A 16421-nucleotide genomic window follows, 5' to 3' on the forward strand; every position below is an offset into this window, starting at 1 on the left:
GCAGCTTGGCAAGATGAAATCGTCCGGCGTCTTCACCACGTTCCTGAAGCTGGGCCTGGGCTCCTTCGGTGGCCCCATCGCCCACCTCGGCTATTTCCGCGACGAATTCGTGGCGCGCCGGCGCTGGCTCGACGAAGCCGAGTTCGCCCAGCTGCTGGCCATCTGCCAGGCGCTGCCGGGGCCGGCGAGCAGCCAGCTCGGCTTCGCGGTGGGCCTGCTGCGCGGCGGCTGGGTGGGCGGGCTGCTGGCCTTCCTGGGCTTCACCCTGCCGTCGGCGCTGCTGATGTTCGGGCTGGCGCTGCTGGCGCCCCAGCTGGACGGCCCGCTGGCGGCGTCGCTGGTGCACGGGCTGAAGCTGGTGGCGGTGGTGGTGGTGGCGCACGGCCTGTGGGGCATGGCGCGCAGCCTGCTGCCCGACGGCCCGCGCGCGCTGCTGGCGGTGCTGGCCGGCGGGGCCATGCTGGCTCTTGGCGCAGTCTGGCTGCAGTTGGCGCTGATTGGCGCCGGCGCCGTGCTGGGCCTGGTGCTGTGCCGGCATGTTCCGCCGCTGCCGGGTGCCGGATTGCGGGTGGCGTACGGACGCGGCGCCGGCTGGGTGATGCTGGCCCTGTTCCTCGCCGGGTTGGCTGCGGCGCTGGCGCTTTCCGGTGGCGGGGCCACGCTGGCCGCGCTCGCGGCGGCGTTCTACGAAGCGGGCGCGCTGGTGTTCGGCGGCGGCCACGTGGTGCTGCCGCTGCTCGAACAGTCCACGGTGGCCAGCGGGTGGCTGGCTTACGACGACTTCCTGGCCGGCTACGGCGCCGCCCAGGTGGTGCCGGGGCCGATGTTCTCGCTGTCCGCCTACCTCGGCGCGCTGGTGCCCACGGGGCAGCCGCCGGCGCTGGGGGCGACGGTGGCGCTGCTGGCGCTGTTCCTGCCGGGGTTGCTGGTGGTGGCGGCGGTGCTGCCGCTGTGGGGTAGCCTGGCGCGGCTGCGCGGGGCGCCGGCGGCGATCGCCGGCATCAATGCGGTGGTGGTGGGGCTGCTGGCCGCGGCGCTGGTGGGCACCGTGGCGCCGGCCGGGCTGCGGGGCCCGGCCGACGTGGCCATCGCGCTGGGCGCGCTGGCGGTGCTGCTGTGGAAGCGGGTGAACCTGCCCTGGGTGGTGGCCGCCATCGTGGCCACCACCCTGGTGGTTCAGGCGTCCGCGGCTTCCTTGTAGGCATCCACGGGGATGCAGGCGCACATCACGTTCTTGTCGCCGTAGACGTTGTCCACGCGCGCCACCGGCGGCCAGTACTTGGCCTGGCGCAGGCTGGCGAGCGGGAACGCGGCCAGTTCGCGCGGGTAGGCATGGGTCCACTCGCTGGCCGACACCTTGGTGGCGGTGTGGGGGGCGTTCTTGAGCGGATTGTCCTCGCGGTCGAGCTTGCCTTCCTCGACGGCGCGGATCTCGTCGCGGATCTGGATCATGGCGTCGATGAAGCGGTCGAGCTCGTGCTGCGACTCGCTTTCCGTCGGCTCCACCATCAGCGTGCCCGAGACCGGGAAGCTGAGCGTGGGGGCGTGGAAGCCGAAGTCGATCAGGCGCTTGGCCACGTCCTCGGCGCCGATGCCGGTGGCGTCCTTGAGCGGGCGCAGGTCGAGGATGCACTCGTGCGCCACCAGGCCGTTGCGGCCGGTGTAGAGCGTCTTGTAGTGCGGCGCCAGGCGCTTGGCGATGTAGTTGGCGTTGAGCAGCGCCACCTGGGTGGCGCGGCGCAGGCCCTCGGCGCCCATCATCACGATGTACATCCAGCTGATGGGCAGGATCGAGGCCGAGCCGAAGGTGGCCGCCGACACCATGCCCGTGGCGCCCTCGGCGCCGAAGGCCTTGGGCAGGAAGGGCGCCAGGTGCGCCTTCACCGCGCAGGGACCCACGCCCGGGCCGCCGCCGCCGTGCGGGATGCAGAAGGTCTTGTGCAGGTTGAGGTGCGAGACGTCCGAGCCCCACTTGCCGGGCTTGGCCACGCCCACCAGCGCGTTCATGTTGGCGCCGTCGGTGTAAACCTGGCCGCCATGCGCGTGGATGATGTCGCAGATCTCGACGATGTCCTCCTCGAACACGCCGTGCGTGGACGGGTAGGTGACCATCAGCGCGGCCAGGCGGTCGGAATACTTCTCGGCGTTGCGGCGGATGTCTTCCACGTCCACGTTGCCGTTGGCGTCGGTCTTGGTGACCACCACGGTCATGCCGCACATCTGCGCGCTGGCCGGGTTGGTGCCGTGGGCCGAGTCGGGGATGAGGCAGATGTCGCGGTGCGCCTCGCCGCGGCTGCGGTGGTAGGCGCGGATGGCCAGCAGGCCGGCGTATTCACCCTGCGCGCCGGAGTTCGGCTGCAGGCTGACGGCGTCGTAGCCGGTGCACTCGACCAGCATGGCCTCGAGCGTGTCCACCAGCTCGCGGTAGCCGGCGGCCTGCTCCGGCGGCGCCAGCGGATGGATGTTGGCGAACTCGGGCCAGGTGACCGGGATCATTTCCGCCGTGGCGTTGAGTTTCATGGTGCAGCTGCCCAGCGGGATCATGGTGCGGTCCATGGCCAGGTCCTTGTCGGCCAGGGCGCGCATGTAGCGCAGCAGCTCGTGTTCGCTGTGGTGGGTGTTGAACACCGGGTGCTGCATGTACTTCGAGGTGCGGCGCAGCGCGTCCGGGATCAGCTCCGGCGCGGTGGCGTCGAGCGCGTCCACCGAGGGCAGGGCCGCGTCGTCGGACGGCGCGAAGATGCGCCAGAGCAGCGCCAGGTCTTCGCGGGTGGTGGTCTCGTCGAGCGAGATGCAGATCGAACCGTCGCCGCGCACGCGCAGGTTGGCGCGGTGGGCCCTGGCGCGTTCGAGGATGCGCGCGCCGGCGTCGCCCGGCTGGAGGCACAGGGTGTCGAAGGCGGTGGCGTGCACCACGGGATGGCCCAGCTCGCGCAGGCCGGCGGCGAGGATGGCGGTGAGGCGCGACACGCGGCGGGCGATGCGCGCCAGGCCCTCGGGGCCGTGGTAGACGGCGTACATCGAGGCCATCACCGCCAGCAGCACCTGCGCGGTGCAGATGTTGGAGGTGGCCTTTTCGCGGCGGATGTGCTGCTCGCGGGTCTGCAGGGTGAGGCGGTAGGCCGGCTTGCCCTCGGCGTCGATGGACACGCCGATCAGGCGGCCCGGCATGGAGCGCTTGAAGGCGTCCTTGCAGGCCATGAAGGCGGCGTGCGGGCCGCCGAAGCCGAAGGGCACGCCGAAGCGCTGGGTGTTGCCGACCACGATGTCGGCGCCCATTTCGCCCGGCGGCTTGAGCAGGGTGAGGGCCAGCAGGTCGGTGGCGACCACGAACAGGGCATTGTGCGAATGGATGACCTCGGCGTCGCGGCTCCAGTCCTCGATCCAGCCGCTGGAGGCCGGGTACTGCACCAGCACGCCGAAGTAGTCGCCCTTGGCGAGCGCGGCGTGGAAGGCATCGGTGGAACGCACGATGTCGAGCGCGATGCCCAGGGGCTCGGCGCGGGTGCGCAGCACTTCCAGGGTCTGCGGGTGGGTGTCGCCGGCCACCAGGAAGGTGTTGGACTTCGACTTGGCCGAGCGCTTGGCCAGGGTCATGGCCTCGGCCGCCGCGGTGCCCTCGTCGAGCAGGGAGGCGTTGGCGATCTCCATGCCGGTGAGGTCGGCGCACAGGGTCTGGAAGTTGATCAGCGCTTCCATGCGGCCCTGGGAGATCTCGGCCTGGTAGGGCGTGTAGGCGGTATACCAGGCCGGGTTCTCGAGGATGTTGCGCAGGATGACGTTCGGCGTGTGGGTGCCGTAGTAGCCTTGGCCGATGAAGCTGCGGAAGACCTGGTTCTTCTGGGCGATGGCGCGGATCTTGGCGATGGCCTCGACCTCGGTGACCGGGGCGGGCAGGGCCAGCGGCGCGGCCGACTTGATGCTGGCCGGCACGATGGCGTCGGTCATGGCATCGAGCGAGTCGTGGCCGACCACGCGCAGCATGTGCGCGATTTCGGCGTCGTTGGGGCCGATGTGGCGTTCGAGGAAGGCGTCGTGGTGCTCGAGCTGGCGCAGGCTGTCGCGATTCATGGCGGATCCGGACATGGGGAGGGGCCGTGCAAGCCGCACGGGGCGCCCCTCTGTCCTTTTGCCTGAGAGTTTTGGGCGCGTGGCCCATGCCCCTTCGGCGCCGGCTGGTGCCGGTCTCTCCAGAGTCGCTCGCGCGGTACGGTTCCGGGTCCTGAGCGATTACGGGCGTTACGCCTTCGGCGCTGGCTTTCGCCAGCCTCTCCCGCACCACGCATCGAGCCCCCCTATTCTACCCCGGCGGCGGGGTTGTTTGTGGGAGGGCCTTCAGGCCCGACGGGCCGGGGTCGGGCCTGAAGGCCCTCCTACAGGGGGGGGCGGGGCTCAGGACGAGGTCAGGTCGGCCTTGGCCCGGTCGCCCTCGGGCAGCTCGCCGTGGACCAGGAACCAGGTGTTCTCGGCGATGTTGGTGGCGTGGTCGCCGATGCGCTCGATGTTCTTGGCGATGAACAGCAGGTGGGTGCAGGCCGTGATCTGGCGCGGGTCCTCGGCCATGTAGGTCAGCAGCTCGCGGAACAGGCCGGTGTACTCGGCGTCGAGCTCCACGTCGCGGCTGCGCACGGCCAGGGCCTTGTCGGCGTCGCGCAGGCGGTAGGCCTCCAGGGCCTCCGAGACCAGGCCGTTGGCCAGCTTGGCCAGGGCCGGCAGGCCGCGGGCGGCCGAGACCGGCGCCGACTGGTTGAGCACCATGCTGCGCTTGGCCACGTTGGCGGCGTAGTCGCCGATGCGTTCGATGTCGGACGAGATGCGCAGGGCGGCGTACACCTCGCGCAGGTCGCGCGCCATCGGCTGGCGCAGGGCCAGCAGGCGCAGCACGTCGTGGCTGACTTCGTGCTCGAGGGCGTCGATGGCGTCGTCGTTGGCCACCACGCGCATGGCGGCCTGGCTGTCGCGGCGCTGCAGCACGTCGATGGCGGCGTCGAGCTGGGCCACGGCGATCTGGCCCATGCGCTGGATCTCGCCGTCGAGGCGCTTGAGCTCGCTGTCGTAACTCTTGACGATGTGGTCGGTCATCGGTGGCTCCTCAGCCGAAGCGGCCGGTGATGTAGTCCTCGGTCTGCTGCTTCGAGGGCTTGGTGAAGATGGTGGTGGTCGGGCCGTGCTCGATCAGCTCGCCCAGGTACATGAAGGCGGTGAAGTCGGAGCAGCGCGCCGCCTGCTGCATGTTGTGGGTCACGATCAGGATCGTGAACTGCTGCTTGAGCTCGGCGAAGAGCTGCTCGATCTTGCCGGTGGCGATCGGGTCGAGCGCCGAGGTGGGCTCGTCGAACAGGATCACCTGCGGCTTCAGGGCCACCGCGCGGGCGATGCACAGGCGCTGCTGCTGGCCGCCGGACAGGCCCAGGGCGCTCTGCTTGAGCTTGTCCTTCACCTCGTCCCACAGGGCCGCCTGGCGCAGGGCTTCCTCGACGCGGTCGGCCATGTCGGCCTTCGACAGCTTCTCGTAGTGGCCAATGCCGTAGGCGATGTTGTCGTGGATCGACATCGGGAACGGCACCGGCTTCTGGAACACCATGCCGATCTTCGAGCGCAGGCGGTTGAGCGGGTACTTCGGGTCGAGCACGTTCTCGCCGTCGAGCAGCACTTCGCCGGTGGCGCGCTGGCCCGGGTAGATCGAGTAGATGCGGTTGAAGATGCGCAGCAGGGTGGACTTGCCGCAGCCCGAGGGGCCGATCAGCGCCGTGACCTTGTTCTCGGGCACGTCGAAGCTGATGTCCTTGAGCGCGGTGAAGTCGCCGTAGTGGAAGGCCAGGTTGCGCGCGGCGAGCTTGACCCGCGACGGCTCGGCGGCGCCGGCGGCGGCCTGCGGGACGGCGGTGGCGAAGGTGATCGGGGCGTCAGTCATGGTGGGTCTTCTTGCGCAGCAGGAGGGTGCGTGCGACCAGGCTGACGGCCAGCACGAACAGGGTGATCAGGAAGGCGCCGGCCCAGGCCAGCTGGTTCCAGTAGGCGAAGGGACTCATGGCGAACTGGAAGATGGTGACCGGCAGGTTCGGCATGGCGCCGGACATGTCGGTGTTCCAGTACTGGTTGTTGAAGGCGGTGAACAGCAGCGGCGCGGTTTCGCCGCTGATGCGCGCCAGCGCCAGCAGCACGCCGGTGACGATGCCGGGCAGGGCCGCGCGGTAGAGGATCTGCGTGGTCACCTTCCACTGCGGGATGCCCAGCGACAGCGCCGCCTCGCGCATCTGCGACGGCACCAGGCGCAGCATCTCGTCGGTGGTGCGCACCACCACGGGCAGCACGATGAAGGCCATGGCGATCGAACCCGCCCAGCCCGAGAAGGCGCCGGTCGGGCGCACCACCAGGGTGTAGACGAACAGGCCCAGCACGATGGACGGCGCCGAGAGCAGGATGTCGTTGACGAAGCGGATCACCTCGCCGATCTTCCGCGCCCGGGCGTATTCGGCCAGGAAGGTGCCGGCGGCGATGCCCACCGGGGCGCCCATCACGATGGCCGCGCCGCTGAGCATCAGCGAACCGACGATGGCGTTCTTCAGGCCGCCGGTGTCCTGGCCCGGGGGCGGGGTCATCTCGGTGAACAGCGACAGGCTCATCGCGTCCACGCCCTTGCTGATGGTGACCCACAGGATCCACACCAGCCAGAACAGGCCGAACAGGGTGGCCGCGGCGGACAGGACCAGGGAAGCCGCGTTGACCAGGCGGCGGCGGAAATACAGGCGGTCGGCGACGGAGGCCATCAGTTGCCCTCCCGCTTGGCGAGGCGCATCAGCATGAGCTTGGCGATGGCGAGCACCACGAAGGTGACGATGAAGAGCACGAAGCCCAGCGCCAGCAGCGCCGACTGGTACATGGGCGTGGTGGCCTCGGCGAACTCGTTGGCGATGGAGGCGGCGATGGAGTTGCCCGGCATCAGCAGCGAAGCGCTGATGTGGTGGGCGTTGCCCAGCACGAAGGTGACGGCCATGGTCTCGCCGAGCGCGCGGCCCATGCCCAGGAAGATGCCGCCGATGACCGCCGAGCGCGTGTAGGGGAGCACGATGTTCCAGACCACCTCGAAGGTGGTCGAGCCGAGCGCGTAGGCCGACTCCTTGAGCCGGTTGGGCACGGTCTGGAACACGTCGCGCATCACCGAGGAGATGAACGGGATGACCATGATCGCCAGCACGATGCCGGCGGTGAGCATGCCGATGCCCAGCGGCGGGCCGGCGAACAGGCCGCCCACGAGGGGCAGCGTGCCCAGGTGTTCGTCCACCTTCGGGTAGACGTGTTCGGACAGGAAGGGCGCCAGCACGAACAGGCCCCACATGCCGTAGATGATCGAGGGAATGCCCGCCAGCAGTTCAATGGCCATTCCCAGGGGCTGGCGGATCCAGGAAGGGGCGACCTCGGTCAGGAACAGGGCGATGCCGAAGCTCACCGGCACGGCGATGATCATGGCGATGATGGTGCTCACCACGGTGCCGTAGATGGCCACCAGGGCGCCGTATTCCTCGGTGACCGGGTTCCAGTCGGTGGACACCAGGAAGCCCGGGCCGAATTCCGCGAAGGCTTCGCGGCCGCCCCAGAACATGGACAGCGCGGCCAGGCCCAGGGCCACCAGCACGAACCAGCCGGCCAGGGTCACCAGGTTGCGGAAGGCCCAGTCGCCGAAGGCGTCCAGGCGGTGTGATCGTTCGGTGTTGCTCGGGGCGGAAGCGGTGTGCATGTCTCGCGGCACTCTCTGTCGGGGCCTGCGGGGTACGCGAAACCCGCGCGCCCGAGGGCGCGCGGGTCGGTGTCGCGAAGCGCTTACTTGATGTTTTCGGTGGTCCAGTAGGCCTCGATCTGCGCCACCAGCGCGTCCGGCAGCGGCACGTAGCCGAGCTTGGTGGCCGACTCGTCGCCGTTGGCATAGACCCAGCTGAAGAACTCGCGGGCCTGGGTGTTGCGGCCGGCGTCCTTCGGGGCGGACTGCATCAGGATGAAGTTGGTGGCGGCGATCGGCCAGGAATCCTTGCCCGGGGCGTTGGTAAGCACCAGGTAGAAGTCCTTGGCGTTGGCCCAGTCGGCGCTGGCGGCGGCGGCCTGGATCGAGGCGTTGCTGGCCTGGACGATGGCGCCGTCGGCGTTCTTCATGGCCGCGTAGGCGATGTTGTTGGTCAGGGCGTAGGAGAGCTCGATGTAGCCGATGCCGCCCTTGATCTGCTTCACGTAGGCGGTCACGCCCTCGTTGCCCTTGCCGCCCACGCCGGTCGGCCAGCGCACCGAGGTGCCTTCGCCGACCTTGGACTTCCACTCCGGCGACACCTTCGACAGGTAGTTGACGAAGTTGAAGGTGGTGCCCGAGCCGTCCGAGCGGTGCACGACGGTGATGCGCAGGTCCGGCAGGGCCAGGCCCGGGTTGAGCGCGGCGATCGCCGGGTCGTTCCACTTGGCGATCTTGCCCAGGTAGATGTTGGCCAGGGTGGCGCCGTCGAGCTTGAGCTGGTTGGCGGCGATGCCCGGCACGTTGAAGGCCGGCACGATGCCGCCCATCACCGACGGGAACTGCACCAGCTTGGAGGCGTCGAGCTCCTCGGGCTTGAGCGGGGCGTCGGACGAGCCGAAGTCCACCGTGGCCGCCTTGATCTGGGCGATGCCGCCGCCCGAGCCGATCGACTGGTAGTTCACGCGGTGGCCGGTGGCGGCGTTGTAGTCGGCCGACCACTTGGACATGGTCGGGAACACGAAGGAAGCGCCGGCGCCGGTGATCTCGGCGGCCTGGGCGTGGGCGCCGAACGCCAGCGAAAGGGCGAGGGCGGTGATTCGGAACGAGGACTTGGACGTGAAGGACACGGTCGACTCCTGGATGTGGGGTGCCGCCGGGGCCGCGTCGGGCGCGTCCCGTGGCATGGACAATGATTTATGACGGATGTGACAGCGGTGTTACACCGCGTCGGGAAAGGCGCCCGGGCGTGGCCGGGCGCCCCTGGGGCTTACCAGAACAGCTGGACGCGGGCCTCGAGGATGCTCGGGTCGTCGCTGATGCCGCGGCGCTCCGAGTCCACCATCACGTAGTTGAGCGAGAACTTGTAGTTCGAGCGCCAGTACCAGTTCACGCCGGCGGTCCAGCTGTCCATCTGGCCGCCCAGCACCGAGCCGTCGTCGAGGTCGATGGTGTCGTAGCGCAGGCCCAGCTGCCACATGCCGGAGGCCGGCTCGCTGGGGCCGCCGGTGGAGACGACGCCGTTCTTGTAGCCCCAGGTCTCGCCAGTGACGTTCCACAGGCCCGAGACGTACCAGCTGTCGCCGCTGAAGTCGCCGGCGGCGTTGTAGCGGTCGATGTTCGAACGCATGTACTCGGCCTGCAGCTTCACCGGGCCTTCGACCCACATGCCCTCGACGCCCAGGGTCTGCTGGCGGTCGCTGGCCACCAGGTTGCCGGTGTCCACGAGGCGCTGGCCGGCCAGGTCGGCCTGCGGACGGGTGCGGATGCGCACGGTGTCGGCGTCGGTGTCGTAGTCCACCGCCGACAGTCCCAGGTGCACCATGCGGCCGTCTTCCTTGATCGGCATCCAGGTGAAGCGGGCGCCGTAGCCGCTACCGTGGGCCAGGTTGCGGGTGAGCTCGCGGCCGAACACCGAGCCCGTCAGGGTCCAGTTGTCGCCGCCGGTGCTCAGCGCGGCGCCGAGGCGGCGCGACAGGCCGAAGGTGTTGGTCACCATGGCCTTGGAGATGAAGTCGTTGTTCTTGGTGCTCGAGAGCTCTTCGAGGCTGTTGGGCTGCTTGTACTGGCCCACGGTCAGCGTGGTGGCGCCGCTGAAGCGGTACTGCACGTTGGTGTCGAGGAACTTGTCGGCCTTGGCGTCGTAGCCGACGACCCAGTTGAACATGCCCGGGCCCTTGCCCTTGAGCACGATCTCGGCGCGGCGCAGTTCGCTGTCGGCCTCGGAGCCGTCGCGGGCGTCGCCGTTGAGGGAGAGGACGTCGCTGTCGAACTGGTTGTAGTCGAACTGGACGAGGCCTTCGAGCGAGACCTCGGAGCCACCGACGACGTCGATGGTGATCTCGGCCATGGCCGGGGTGGACAGGCCGGCGACGATGGCGGCGGCCAGGAGTTTCGGGGCGAGCTTCATGGGGTTCCCTGCGGGCTGGGTTGGAAGGACGGACGCAGGTTAGGTCGTGAAGATTTAGTTATTGTGACAGCCATGGAAACCCCGCTGTCATATGGCGCTCAGCCGGCCGTCTTCTGCTTGTAGCGGCACAGGTCGCGGATGATGCAGTTGGGACAGTCGGGCTTGCGGGCCTTGCAGACGTAGCGGCCGTGCAGGATCAGCCAGTGGTGGGCGTCTAGCCGGTATTCCGTCGGCACGGCCTTCATCAATTTGTCTTCGACCGCGCGCACGGTCTTGCCGGGGGCCAGGCCGGTGCGGTTGGCCACGCGGAAGATGTGCGTGTCCACGGCGATGGTGGGCTCGCCGAAGGCGGTGTTGAGCACCACGTTGGCGGTCTTGCGGCCGACGCCGGGCAGGGCCTCGAGCGACTCGCGGTCGCGCGGCACCTCGCCGCCGTGGCGCTCCACCAGGATCCGGCAGGCGGCGACGACGTTCGCCGCCTTGGCGTTGAACAGGCCGATGGTGGCGATGAACTTCTTCAGCCCGTCCTCGCCCAGTGCCAGGATGGCCTCGGGCGTGTTCGCCACCGGGAACAGTTTGCGCGTGGCCTTGTTCACGCCCACGTCGGTGGCCTGGGCCGAGAGCGTCACCGCCACCAGCAGCTCGAAGGGCGTGCTGTATTCGAGCTCGGTGGTGGGCTTGGGGTTGAGTTCGGCCAGGCGGGCGAACAGCTCGCGGCGTTCGGCGGGCTTCATGCACCGGCCCCCGCGCGGCGGAGGCGCCAGCCCTGGCGCAGGGCAACCAGCGCCGCCAGCGCCAGGAAGGCGCCGATGGGCAGCACCGCCGGCACGAAGCCGGGGTAGTTGGCCGCCGCCAGCTCCAGGCCCGGCAGCCCCAGCAGGTGGCCGGCGCCGGCGAACAGGCTGCCTTCGCCGACCAGCTCGCGCACCGCGCCCAGCGCCAGCAGCACCCACAGGAAGCCGAGGCCCGTGGCGAAGCCGTCCAGCGCGGCGCGGGCCGGGTCGTGGCGCGAGGCGAACGCCTCCGCGCGGCCCATCAGCGCGCAGTTGGTGACGATGAGCGGGATGAACAGGCCCAGCACCGCGTGCAGCGCCGGCAGGAAGGCGCGCATGGCCAGTTCGATGGAAGTGACCACCGCGGCGATGACGAGGATGAAGGCGGGGATGCGCACGTCGCGCCGGGTCAGGCGGCGGATCGCGGCCACCGCGGTGTTGGTGGCGGTGAGCGCCAGCACCGTGGCCAGGCCCAGGCCCAGCGCGTTCACCGCGTTGTTGCTCACCGCCAGCAGCGGGCACAGGCCCAGCAGCTGCACCAGGCCGGCGTTGCCGCTGGACAGGCCGTATTCGAGGATGGCGCGGGGCGTGGGGGTGGTCATGGCCTGTCGTCGGCGACGGGTGCGTCGTCGAAGGAAAGTGTAGCGCCGGGTTCGGCGGCGCGGACGGCGTCGCCGTGGCGCGCGACGAACTGCAGCGTGCGCCGCACCGCCGCCACCACCGCGCGTGGCGTCAGCGTGGCGCCGGCAAACTGCGGGAACTCGCCGCCGTCGCGCTGCACGCGCCAGCCGGGCAGGGGCGGGTCGCCCAGCGCGCGGCCGGTGAAGCGGGTGATCCAGTCGCTGCGGCCGGCTTCAATGTCGTCGCCCAGGCCCGGGGTTTCCTGGTGCGCGGTGACGCGCACGCCCAGCACGCGGCCGTCGGCGGCTACGGCGACGAGCAGTTTGATCGGGCCGGCGTAACCGTCGGGCGCCACCACTTCCAGCACCAGCGCACTGGGGGCTCCGGCCAGGCGGGCGCGCGAAACGGTGGCCGATTCGCTGCCCAGCCAGGCGGGTGCACGCACCTGCACGGCGTCGGCCAGCGGGTCGTTGTCGTAGCGGTCGGCGGGCAGGACGATTTCCAGTGCCTGCAGCTTCGCCTGCCGCTCCGCGGCGGCGATGCGTTCATGCGTCAGCGCCCAGGTGCCGGCCAGCAGCACGGCCGCCACCAGCCCGGCCAGGGCCAGCTGGGCGCCGGCGCGCAGCGATTCGCGAAGGCCTTCCTTCACTGCCCGCGCCCCTCGCCCAGGATGCGCGGCCGGGTGTGCGCATCGATCCAGGGCGCCGCGCAGTTCATCAGCAGCACGGCGAAGGCGACGCCGTCGGGAAAACCGCCCCAGCGCCGGATCGCCAGCGTGAGCACGGCCACGCCGGCGCCGAACAGCAGCCGGCCGCGCGGCGTGGTGCAGCCGCTGACCGGGTCGGTGGCGATGAAGAAGGCCGCCAGCACCAGCGCGCCCGAGAACACGTGCTGCAGCGGGAACGGATGCAGGTCGGGGTCGTACAGCCAGAAAGGCAGCGTGAGCAGCACCGTCGTGCCCAGCGTCGCCACCGGCACCTGCCAGGGGATGACGCGCTTCCACAGCAGGAACAGGCCGCCCAGCGCGAAGAAGTTGGCGATCCATTCCCAGCCGCGGCCGCCGAAGTCGCCGAACAGCGGCGCGCCGCGGATCTCGGCCAGGGTGGCGCCCTGGGCGCCCAGCGTGCGCACGGCGTCGAGCGGCGTGGCCTGGGCGAGCGTGTCCCATTCCCAGGGCAGCGGCAGTTCGCCGGTGGCCACGGCGCGCAGGCTTTCCAGCAGGCCGGGTGGCGCGATGGCACCGTCCAGTCCCGCCGGCGGCAGCCACTGGGTGAATTCGCGCGGGAAGGCCAGCAGCACCACCGCCAGGCCCACCATGGCCGGGTTGAACAGGTTGTGGCCCAGCCCGCCGAACAGCTGCTTGGCGATGACGATGGCGGCGAACATGCCGACGGCGGCCACCCACCACGGCGCCAGCGGCGGCAGGCACAGCGCGAACAGCACGGCGGTGAGCGGTGCGCTCAGGTCGGTGAGGAAGGGGCGCAGCGGCTTCCCGCGCAGCTTCAGCATCGCTGCCTCGAAGGCCAGTGCGAACAACGTGGCCAGCGCCACCTGGACCACGATGCCCGGCCCGAAGAACCAGGCATGCGCCACCAGACCCGGCACCAGCGCCAGCAGCACCAGGCCCATCACCGAACGCACGCTGCGGCGCGCCGGGAGGTGCGGGGCGGGGGCGGTGTCGAAGGTTTTCATGGGGCGTCGTTGCGGTCGGGCGCGGCGGCGGCGCGGCGGGCGCGGGCGCGTTCGAGCGCGGCGGCCACGGCCTCGGGGCTGGCGGCGGCCTTGCGTGCGGCCAGCTTGGCCTCGCGCTCGGCGGCCTCGCGCTCGAGCCGCTGCTGGCGCGATTCGAAGCGCCGGCGCGCGGCTTCGGCGCTGGCGGTCGCGGCGTCACGGGCGCGCAGCGTGGATTTCGCCACGCGGAACTGCTGGGTGAGCGGGATGTGGCTGGGGCAGGCGAGGTCGCAGCAGCCGCATTCGATGCAGTCGAACAGGCCCTGGGCGCGGGCATCGTCGAGGCGGTCGGCGCGGGCCTGCCAGAGCAGCTGCTGCGGCAGCAGGCGGGAAGGGCAGGCGCTGGCGCAGTCGCCGCAGCGGATGCAGGGCATTTCGCCGCCGGTGGCGCGAAGTTCGGCGTCGCCCAGCACCAGCACGCAGTTGTGGGTCTTGCCCAGGGGCACGTCGTCGTGGGGCAGGGCCAGGCCCATCATCGGCCCGCCCAGCAGCAGGCGCTTCGCGGCGGGCGTGTAGCCGCCGGCCTGCGCGACCAGGTGCGCGACGGTCGTGCCCGCGGGCACCACGTAATTGCCGGGGCGCGCCACGCCGGGGCCGGTGACCGTGACCACGCGCTCCACCAGGGCCTCGCCCAGGGCCACGGCGCGCCAGGCCGCGCGCGCGGTGGCGACGTTGAGCACCACCACGCCGATGTCGCGCGGCAGGCCGCCGCGCGGGACCTCGAGGCCGGTGAGTACCTGGACCAGCTGGCGCTCTCCGCCCTCCGGATAGAGCGTGGGCACGGCCACCAGTTGCACCTCGCCGCCGCCGTGCGCGTCCACCGCGGCGCGGCAGGCCGCCAGGGCTTCGCCCATGCTGTCCTCGACCGCCAGCTGCACGCTGCCCGCGCCGACGATGCGGGCCAGCACGCGGGCGCCTTGCACCACCTCGTCGGCGTGCTCGCGCAGCAGGGCGTCGTCGCAGGCGATCCAGGGCTCGCATTCGGCGCCGTTGAGCACCAGCCGCTGGCGCGCCACCGCGGTCTTTTCCGCCGTGGGGAAACCGGCGCCGCCGAGGCCGGCCAGGCCCGCCTCGCGCAGGCGGGCGCGCAGCACTTCCGGGGCCGCGTCGATGGCGAGCGGCGTCATCGACGCCGCGGGGGCGTCTTCCTCCACGGCGATCAGCACGTGCGGCACCGGGATGCCCGGCAGCTGGGGCACTTCGGCCTCTTCCACCGCCATCACGCGGCCGCCGCGGGGCGCGTGCACGTCGGCGCCGGCGCGGGCGATGCCGATGCGCTGGCCGCGCGCCACCACGTCGCCGGCCGCCACGCAGGGTTCCGCGGCTTCGCCGGCGTGCTGCAGCAGCGGCACGCGCAGCACCGGCGGCGCCGGGCAGGCGCGCAGCCCGCCGGCGGTGGATTCGGCCTTGTGGCCCGGCAGCGCCAGGCCGCCGTGGAAACGATGCAGGCGCACGGCCGGCGCGTGCGCGCTCAGCGGCCGGTGAACTGCGGCTTGCGGCGGGCCAGGAAGGCGCTGGTGCCTTCCTTCATGTCCTCGGTGGAGAACGTGACCGCGAAGACCTGGGTTTCGTAGTCCAGGCCGCTGTCGAGCGGCGCCTCGCCGCCGAGCAGGATGGCGTCGAGGATGCCGCGCAGGGCCAGCGGCGCCGCATTGGCCAGCTGGTTGGCGACGGCCTCCACCTCGGCCTCGAGCGCGTCGGCGGGCACCACCTTGTTCAGGATGCCGAGCTGGGCCGCGCGGGCGGCGTCGATGGGCGCGCCCAGCAGGCACAGCTCCAGCGCCGCCGGGCGCCCGGCCAGCCGCAGCAGCCGCTGGGTGCCGCCGAAGCCGGGCACCAGGCCCAGGTTGATCTCGGGCTGGCCGACCTTGGCGGTGTCGGCGGCGAAACGCAGGTGGCAGGCCATGGCCAGTTCCAGGCCGCCGCCCAGGGCGAAGCCGTTCACCATGGCCACCACCGGTTTGCCCAGGCGCTCGATGCGGGTCATCAGGGCCTGGCCATGGGCCGAGAAATCCCGCGCCTGGGCCGGGCTCAGGTCGTTCATCTCGGCGATGTCGGCACCCGCCACGAAGGCCTTCGGGCCGGCGCCGGTGAGCACCACCACGCGCACGGCCGGGTCGCGGCCGGCGGCCTCGAAGGCGGCGTGCAGCTCGGTCAGGGTGGCGTGGTTGAGCGCGTTGAGCTTGTCCGGCCGGTTCAGCGTGATGCGACGGACGGCGCCGCGGTCCTCGACCAGCAAGTTGGCGAAAGTCATGGGAAAACTCCGGGGAAGGGGGAACTTGTGGCCGCGCCCGCGGTCATCGGTTTGGAGCCGTCCGATGTCAGTGGCGGTTCAGGCCTGCGGGGGCTATCCTAACGCGGCGTCTGGGGGCCCACAGCGTCCCCGTCCACAACTGGAGATTTCCTGATGAAGTTGCGTCTGTTGGCTGCCTGCCTGGCGGCCTTTGGTCTGAGCGCCGGCGTTGCCCTGGCCCAGTCCGCCCCGGCTGCCAACCAGCCTGCGCCGCCCCCGGCCAACAAGCCGGTGCTGAGCTATGCCATCGGCTACGACCTCGGCAAGGACCTTGCCGACCAGAAGGTCGACGTCGACATCAATGCCGTCATCAAGGCCCTGCAGGACGGCTTCGCCAAGCGCGCGCCCGCCCACTCGCAGGAGCAGATGGACGCCCAGCTGGCTGGCCTGCAGCAGCGCATGGTGGCCCAGGCCCGCGCCGACTTCGAGCGCGTCGCCAACGAGAACAAGGCCAAGTCGGATGCCTTCCTGGCCGCCAACCGCAGCAAGCCGGGCATCACCACCCTGCCCAGCGGCATCCAGTACCGCGTGATCGAGCCGGGCACCGGCGCCAAGCCGACCGCCGCCAGCACGGTGCAGATGCACTACCGCGGCTCGGTGTCTACCGGCCAGGAGTTCGCCAACACCTACGCCCAGCAGAACCCGACCCCGGCCAGCTTCAAGGTCGGCGAGTTCCCGATCCGCGGCGTGCAGGAAGTGCTCGCCCTGATGCCGGCCGGCTCGCGCTGGGAAGTGTTCCTGCCGTCCGACAAGGCCTTCGGCAACGACCCGCGTTCGCCGGTCGGCCCGGGCCAGGCGCTGGTGTTCGACATCAAGCTCGTTTCGGTCCAGTAAGACCCCGCGAGGCCGCGCCGGCTCCCGGCGCGGCCTCGTCGT

At 70.8% G+C, this 16421-nt stretch carries 15 protein-coding genes and 1 riboswitch; of the genes, 2 read left to right on the top strand and 13 right to left on the bottom strand.

What is annotated here, in order from left to right:
- Positions 1-13: 13 nt before the first annotated feature.
- Positions 14-1201 (top strand): chromate efflux transporter, encoded by a 1188-nt coding sequence (chrA, locus tag ACE3Q2_RS07900; protein ID WP_231695744.1) that lies wholly within the window; start codon positions 14-16, stop codon positions 1199-1201.
- On the opposite strand, the gene gcvP is transcribed toward chrA, so the two are convergent.
- From gcvP to ACE3Q2_RS07965, 13 genes are all read right to left on the bottom strand, one after another.
- A complete protein-coding gene (gene gcvP / locus ACE3Q2_RS07905) occupies positions 1177-4071 on the bottom strand; it encodes an aminomethyl-transferring glycine dehydrogenase (protein WP_231695743.1) in 2895 nt (964 codons plus the stop codon). The genes chrA and gcvP overlap by 25 nt on opposite strands.
- Positions 4072-4111: 40 nt before the next feature.
- A riboswitch (glycine riboswitch) is annotated at positions 4112-4204 on the bottom strand.
- Positions 4205-4392: 188 nt separating this feature from the next.
- Positions 4393-5082, bottom strand: coding sequence for a phosphate signaling complex protein PhoU (phoU, locus tag ACE3Q2_RS07910; RefSeq protein ID WP_231695742.1), 690 nt, complete (start codon positions 5080-5082; stop codon positions 4393-4395).
- 10 nt (positions 5083-5092) lie between these two features.
- Positions 5093-5914 carry a phosphate ABC transporter ATP-binding protein PstB gene (gene pstB / locus ACE3Q2_RS07915; RefSeq protein ID WP_374473645.1) on the bottom strand — a complete coding sequence of 274 codons (822 nt, stop codon included), beginning with the start codon at positions 5912-5914 and terminating at the stop codon, positions 5093-5095.
- Positions 5907-6770 carry a phosphate ABC transporter permease PstA gene (pstA, locus tag ACE3Q2_RS07920; RefSeq protein WP_231695740.1) on the bottom strand — a complete coding sequence of 288 codons (864 nt, stop codon included), beginning with the start codon at positions 6768-6770 and terminating at the stop codon, positions 5907-5909. Before pstA ends, pstB begins: the two co-directional genes overlap by 8 nt.
- Entirely contained in the window at positions 6770-7738 is a 969-nt protein-coding gene (gene pstC / locus ACE3Q2_RS07925) for a phosphate ABC transporter permease subunit PstC (RefSeq protein WP_374473646.1), read from the bottom strand. The genes pstA and pstC overlap by 1 nt, the downstream gene beginning before the upstream one ends.
- An 83-nt stretch (positions 7739-7821) precedes the next feature.
- Positions 7822-8817: a phosphate ABC transporter substrate-binding protein PstS gene (gene pstS, locus ACE3Q2_RS07930; RefSeq protein WP_374473669.1), complete on the bottom strand. Its 996-nt coding sequence runs from the start codon at positions 8815-8817 to the stop codon at positions 7822-7824.
- Positions 8818-8987: 170 nt separating this feature from the next.
- Positions 8988-10127 (bottom strand): OprO/OprP family phosphate-selective porin, encoded by a 1140-nt coding sequence (locus ACE3Q2_RS07935; protein ID WP_374473647.1) that lies wholly within the window; start codon positions 10125-10127, stop codon positions 8988-8990.
- Positions 10128-10225: 98 nt separating this feature from the next.
- On the bottom strand, positions 10226-10861 hold the full coding sequence (gene nth / locus ACE3Q2_RS07940) for an endonuclease III (RefSeq protein WP_374473648.1): 636 nt from the start codon (positions 10859-10861) through the stop codon (positions 10226-10228).
- Positions 10858-11502, bottom strand: coding sequence for an electron transport complex subunit RsxE (rsxE, locus tag ACE3Q2_RS07945; protein WP_374473649.1), 645 nt, complete (start codon positions 11500-11502; stop codon positions 10858-10860). Before rsxE ends, nth begins: the two co-directional genes overlap by 4 nt.
- A complete protein-coding gene (rsxG, locus tag ACE3Q2_RS07950; RefSeq protein ID WP_374473650.1) occupies positions 11499-12170 on the bottom strand; it encodes an electron transport complex subunit RsxG in 672 nt (223 codons plus the stop codon). Before rsxG ends, rsxE begins: the two co-directional genes overlap by 4 nt.
- Positions 12167-13213, bottom strand: coding sequence for an RnfABCDGE type electron transport complex subunit D (locus tag ACE3Q2_RS07955; RefSeq protein WP_374473651.1), 1047 nt, complete (start codon positions 13211-13213; stop codon positions 12167-12169). Before ACE3Q2_RS07955 ends, rsxG begins: the two co-directional genes overlap by 4 nt.
- Positions 13210-14706, bottom strand: a complete 1497-nt coding sequence (gene rsxC / locus ACE3Q2_RS07960; protein WP_374473652.1) for an electron transport complex subunit RsxC — start codon at positions 14704-14706, stop codon at positions 13210-13212. Before rsxC ends, ACE3Q2_RS07955 begins: the two co-directional genes overlap by 4 nt.
- A gap of 17 nt (positions 14707-14723) precedes the next feature.
- A complete protein-coding gene (locus ACE3Q2_RS07965) occupies positions 14724-15506 on the bottom strand; it encodes an enoyl-CoA hydratase/isomerase family protein (RefSeq protein ID WP_374473653.1) in 783 nt (260 codons plus the stop codon).
- A gap of 153 nt (positions 15507-15659) precedes the next feature.
- On the opposite strand from ACE3Q2_RS07965, the gene ACE3Q2_RS07970 reads away from it, so the two are divergent.
- Positions 15660-16379, top strand: coding sequence for an FKBP-type peptidyl-prolyl cis-trans isomerase N-terminal domain-containing protein (locus tag ACE3Q2_RS07970; RefSeq protein WP_374473654.1), 720 nt, complete (start codon positions 15660-15662; stop codon positions 16377-16379).
- Positions 16380-16421: the final 42 nt, after the last annotated feature.

It is taken from the genome of Arenimonas sp., from assembly GCF_041913985.1.
Lineage (GTDB): Bacteria > Pseudomonadota > Gammaproteobacteria > Xanthomonadales > Xanthomonadaceae > Arenimonas.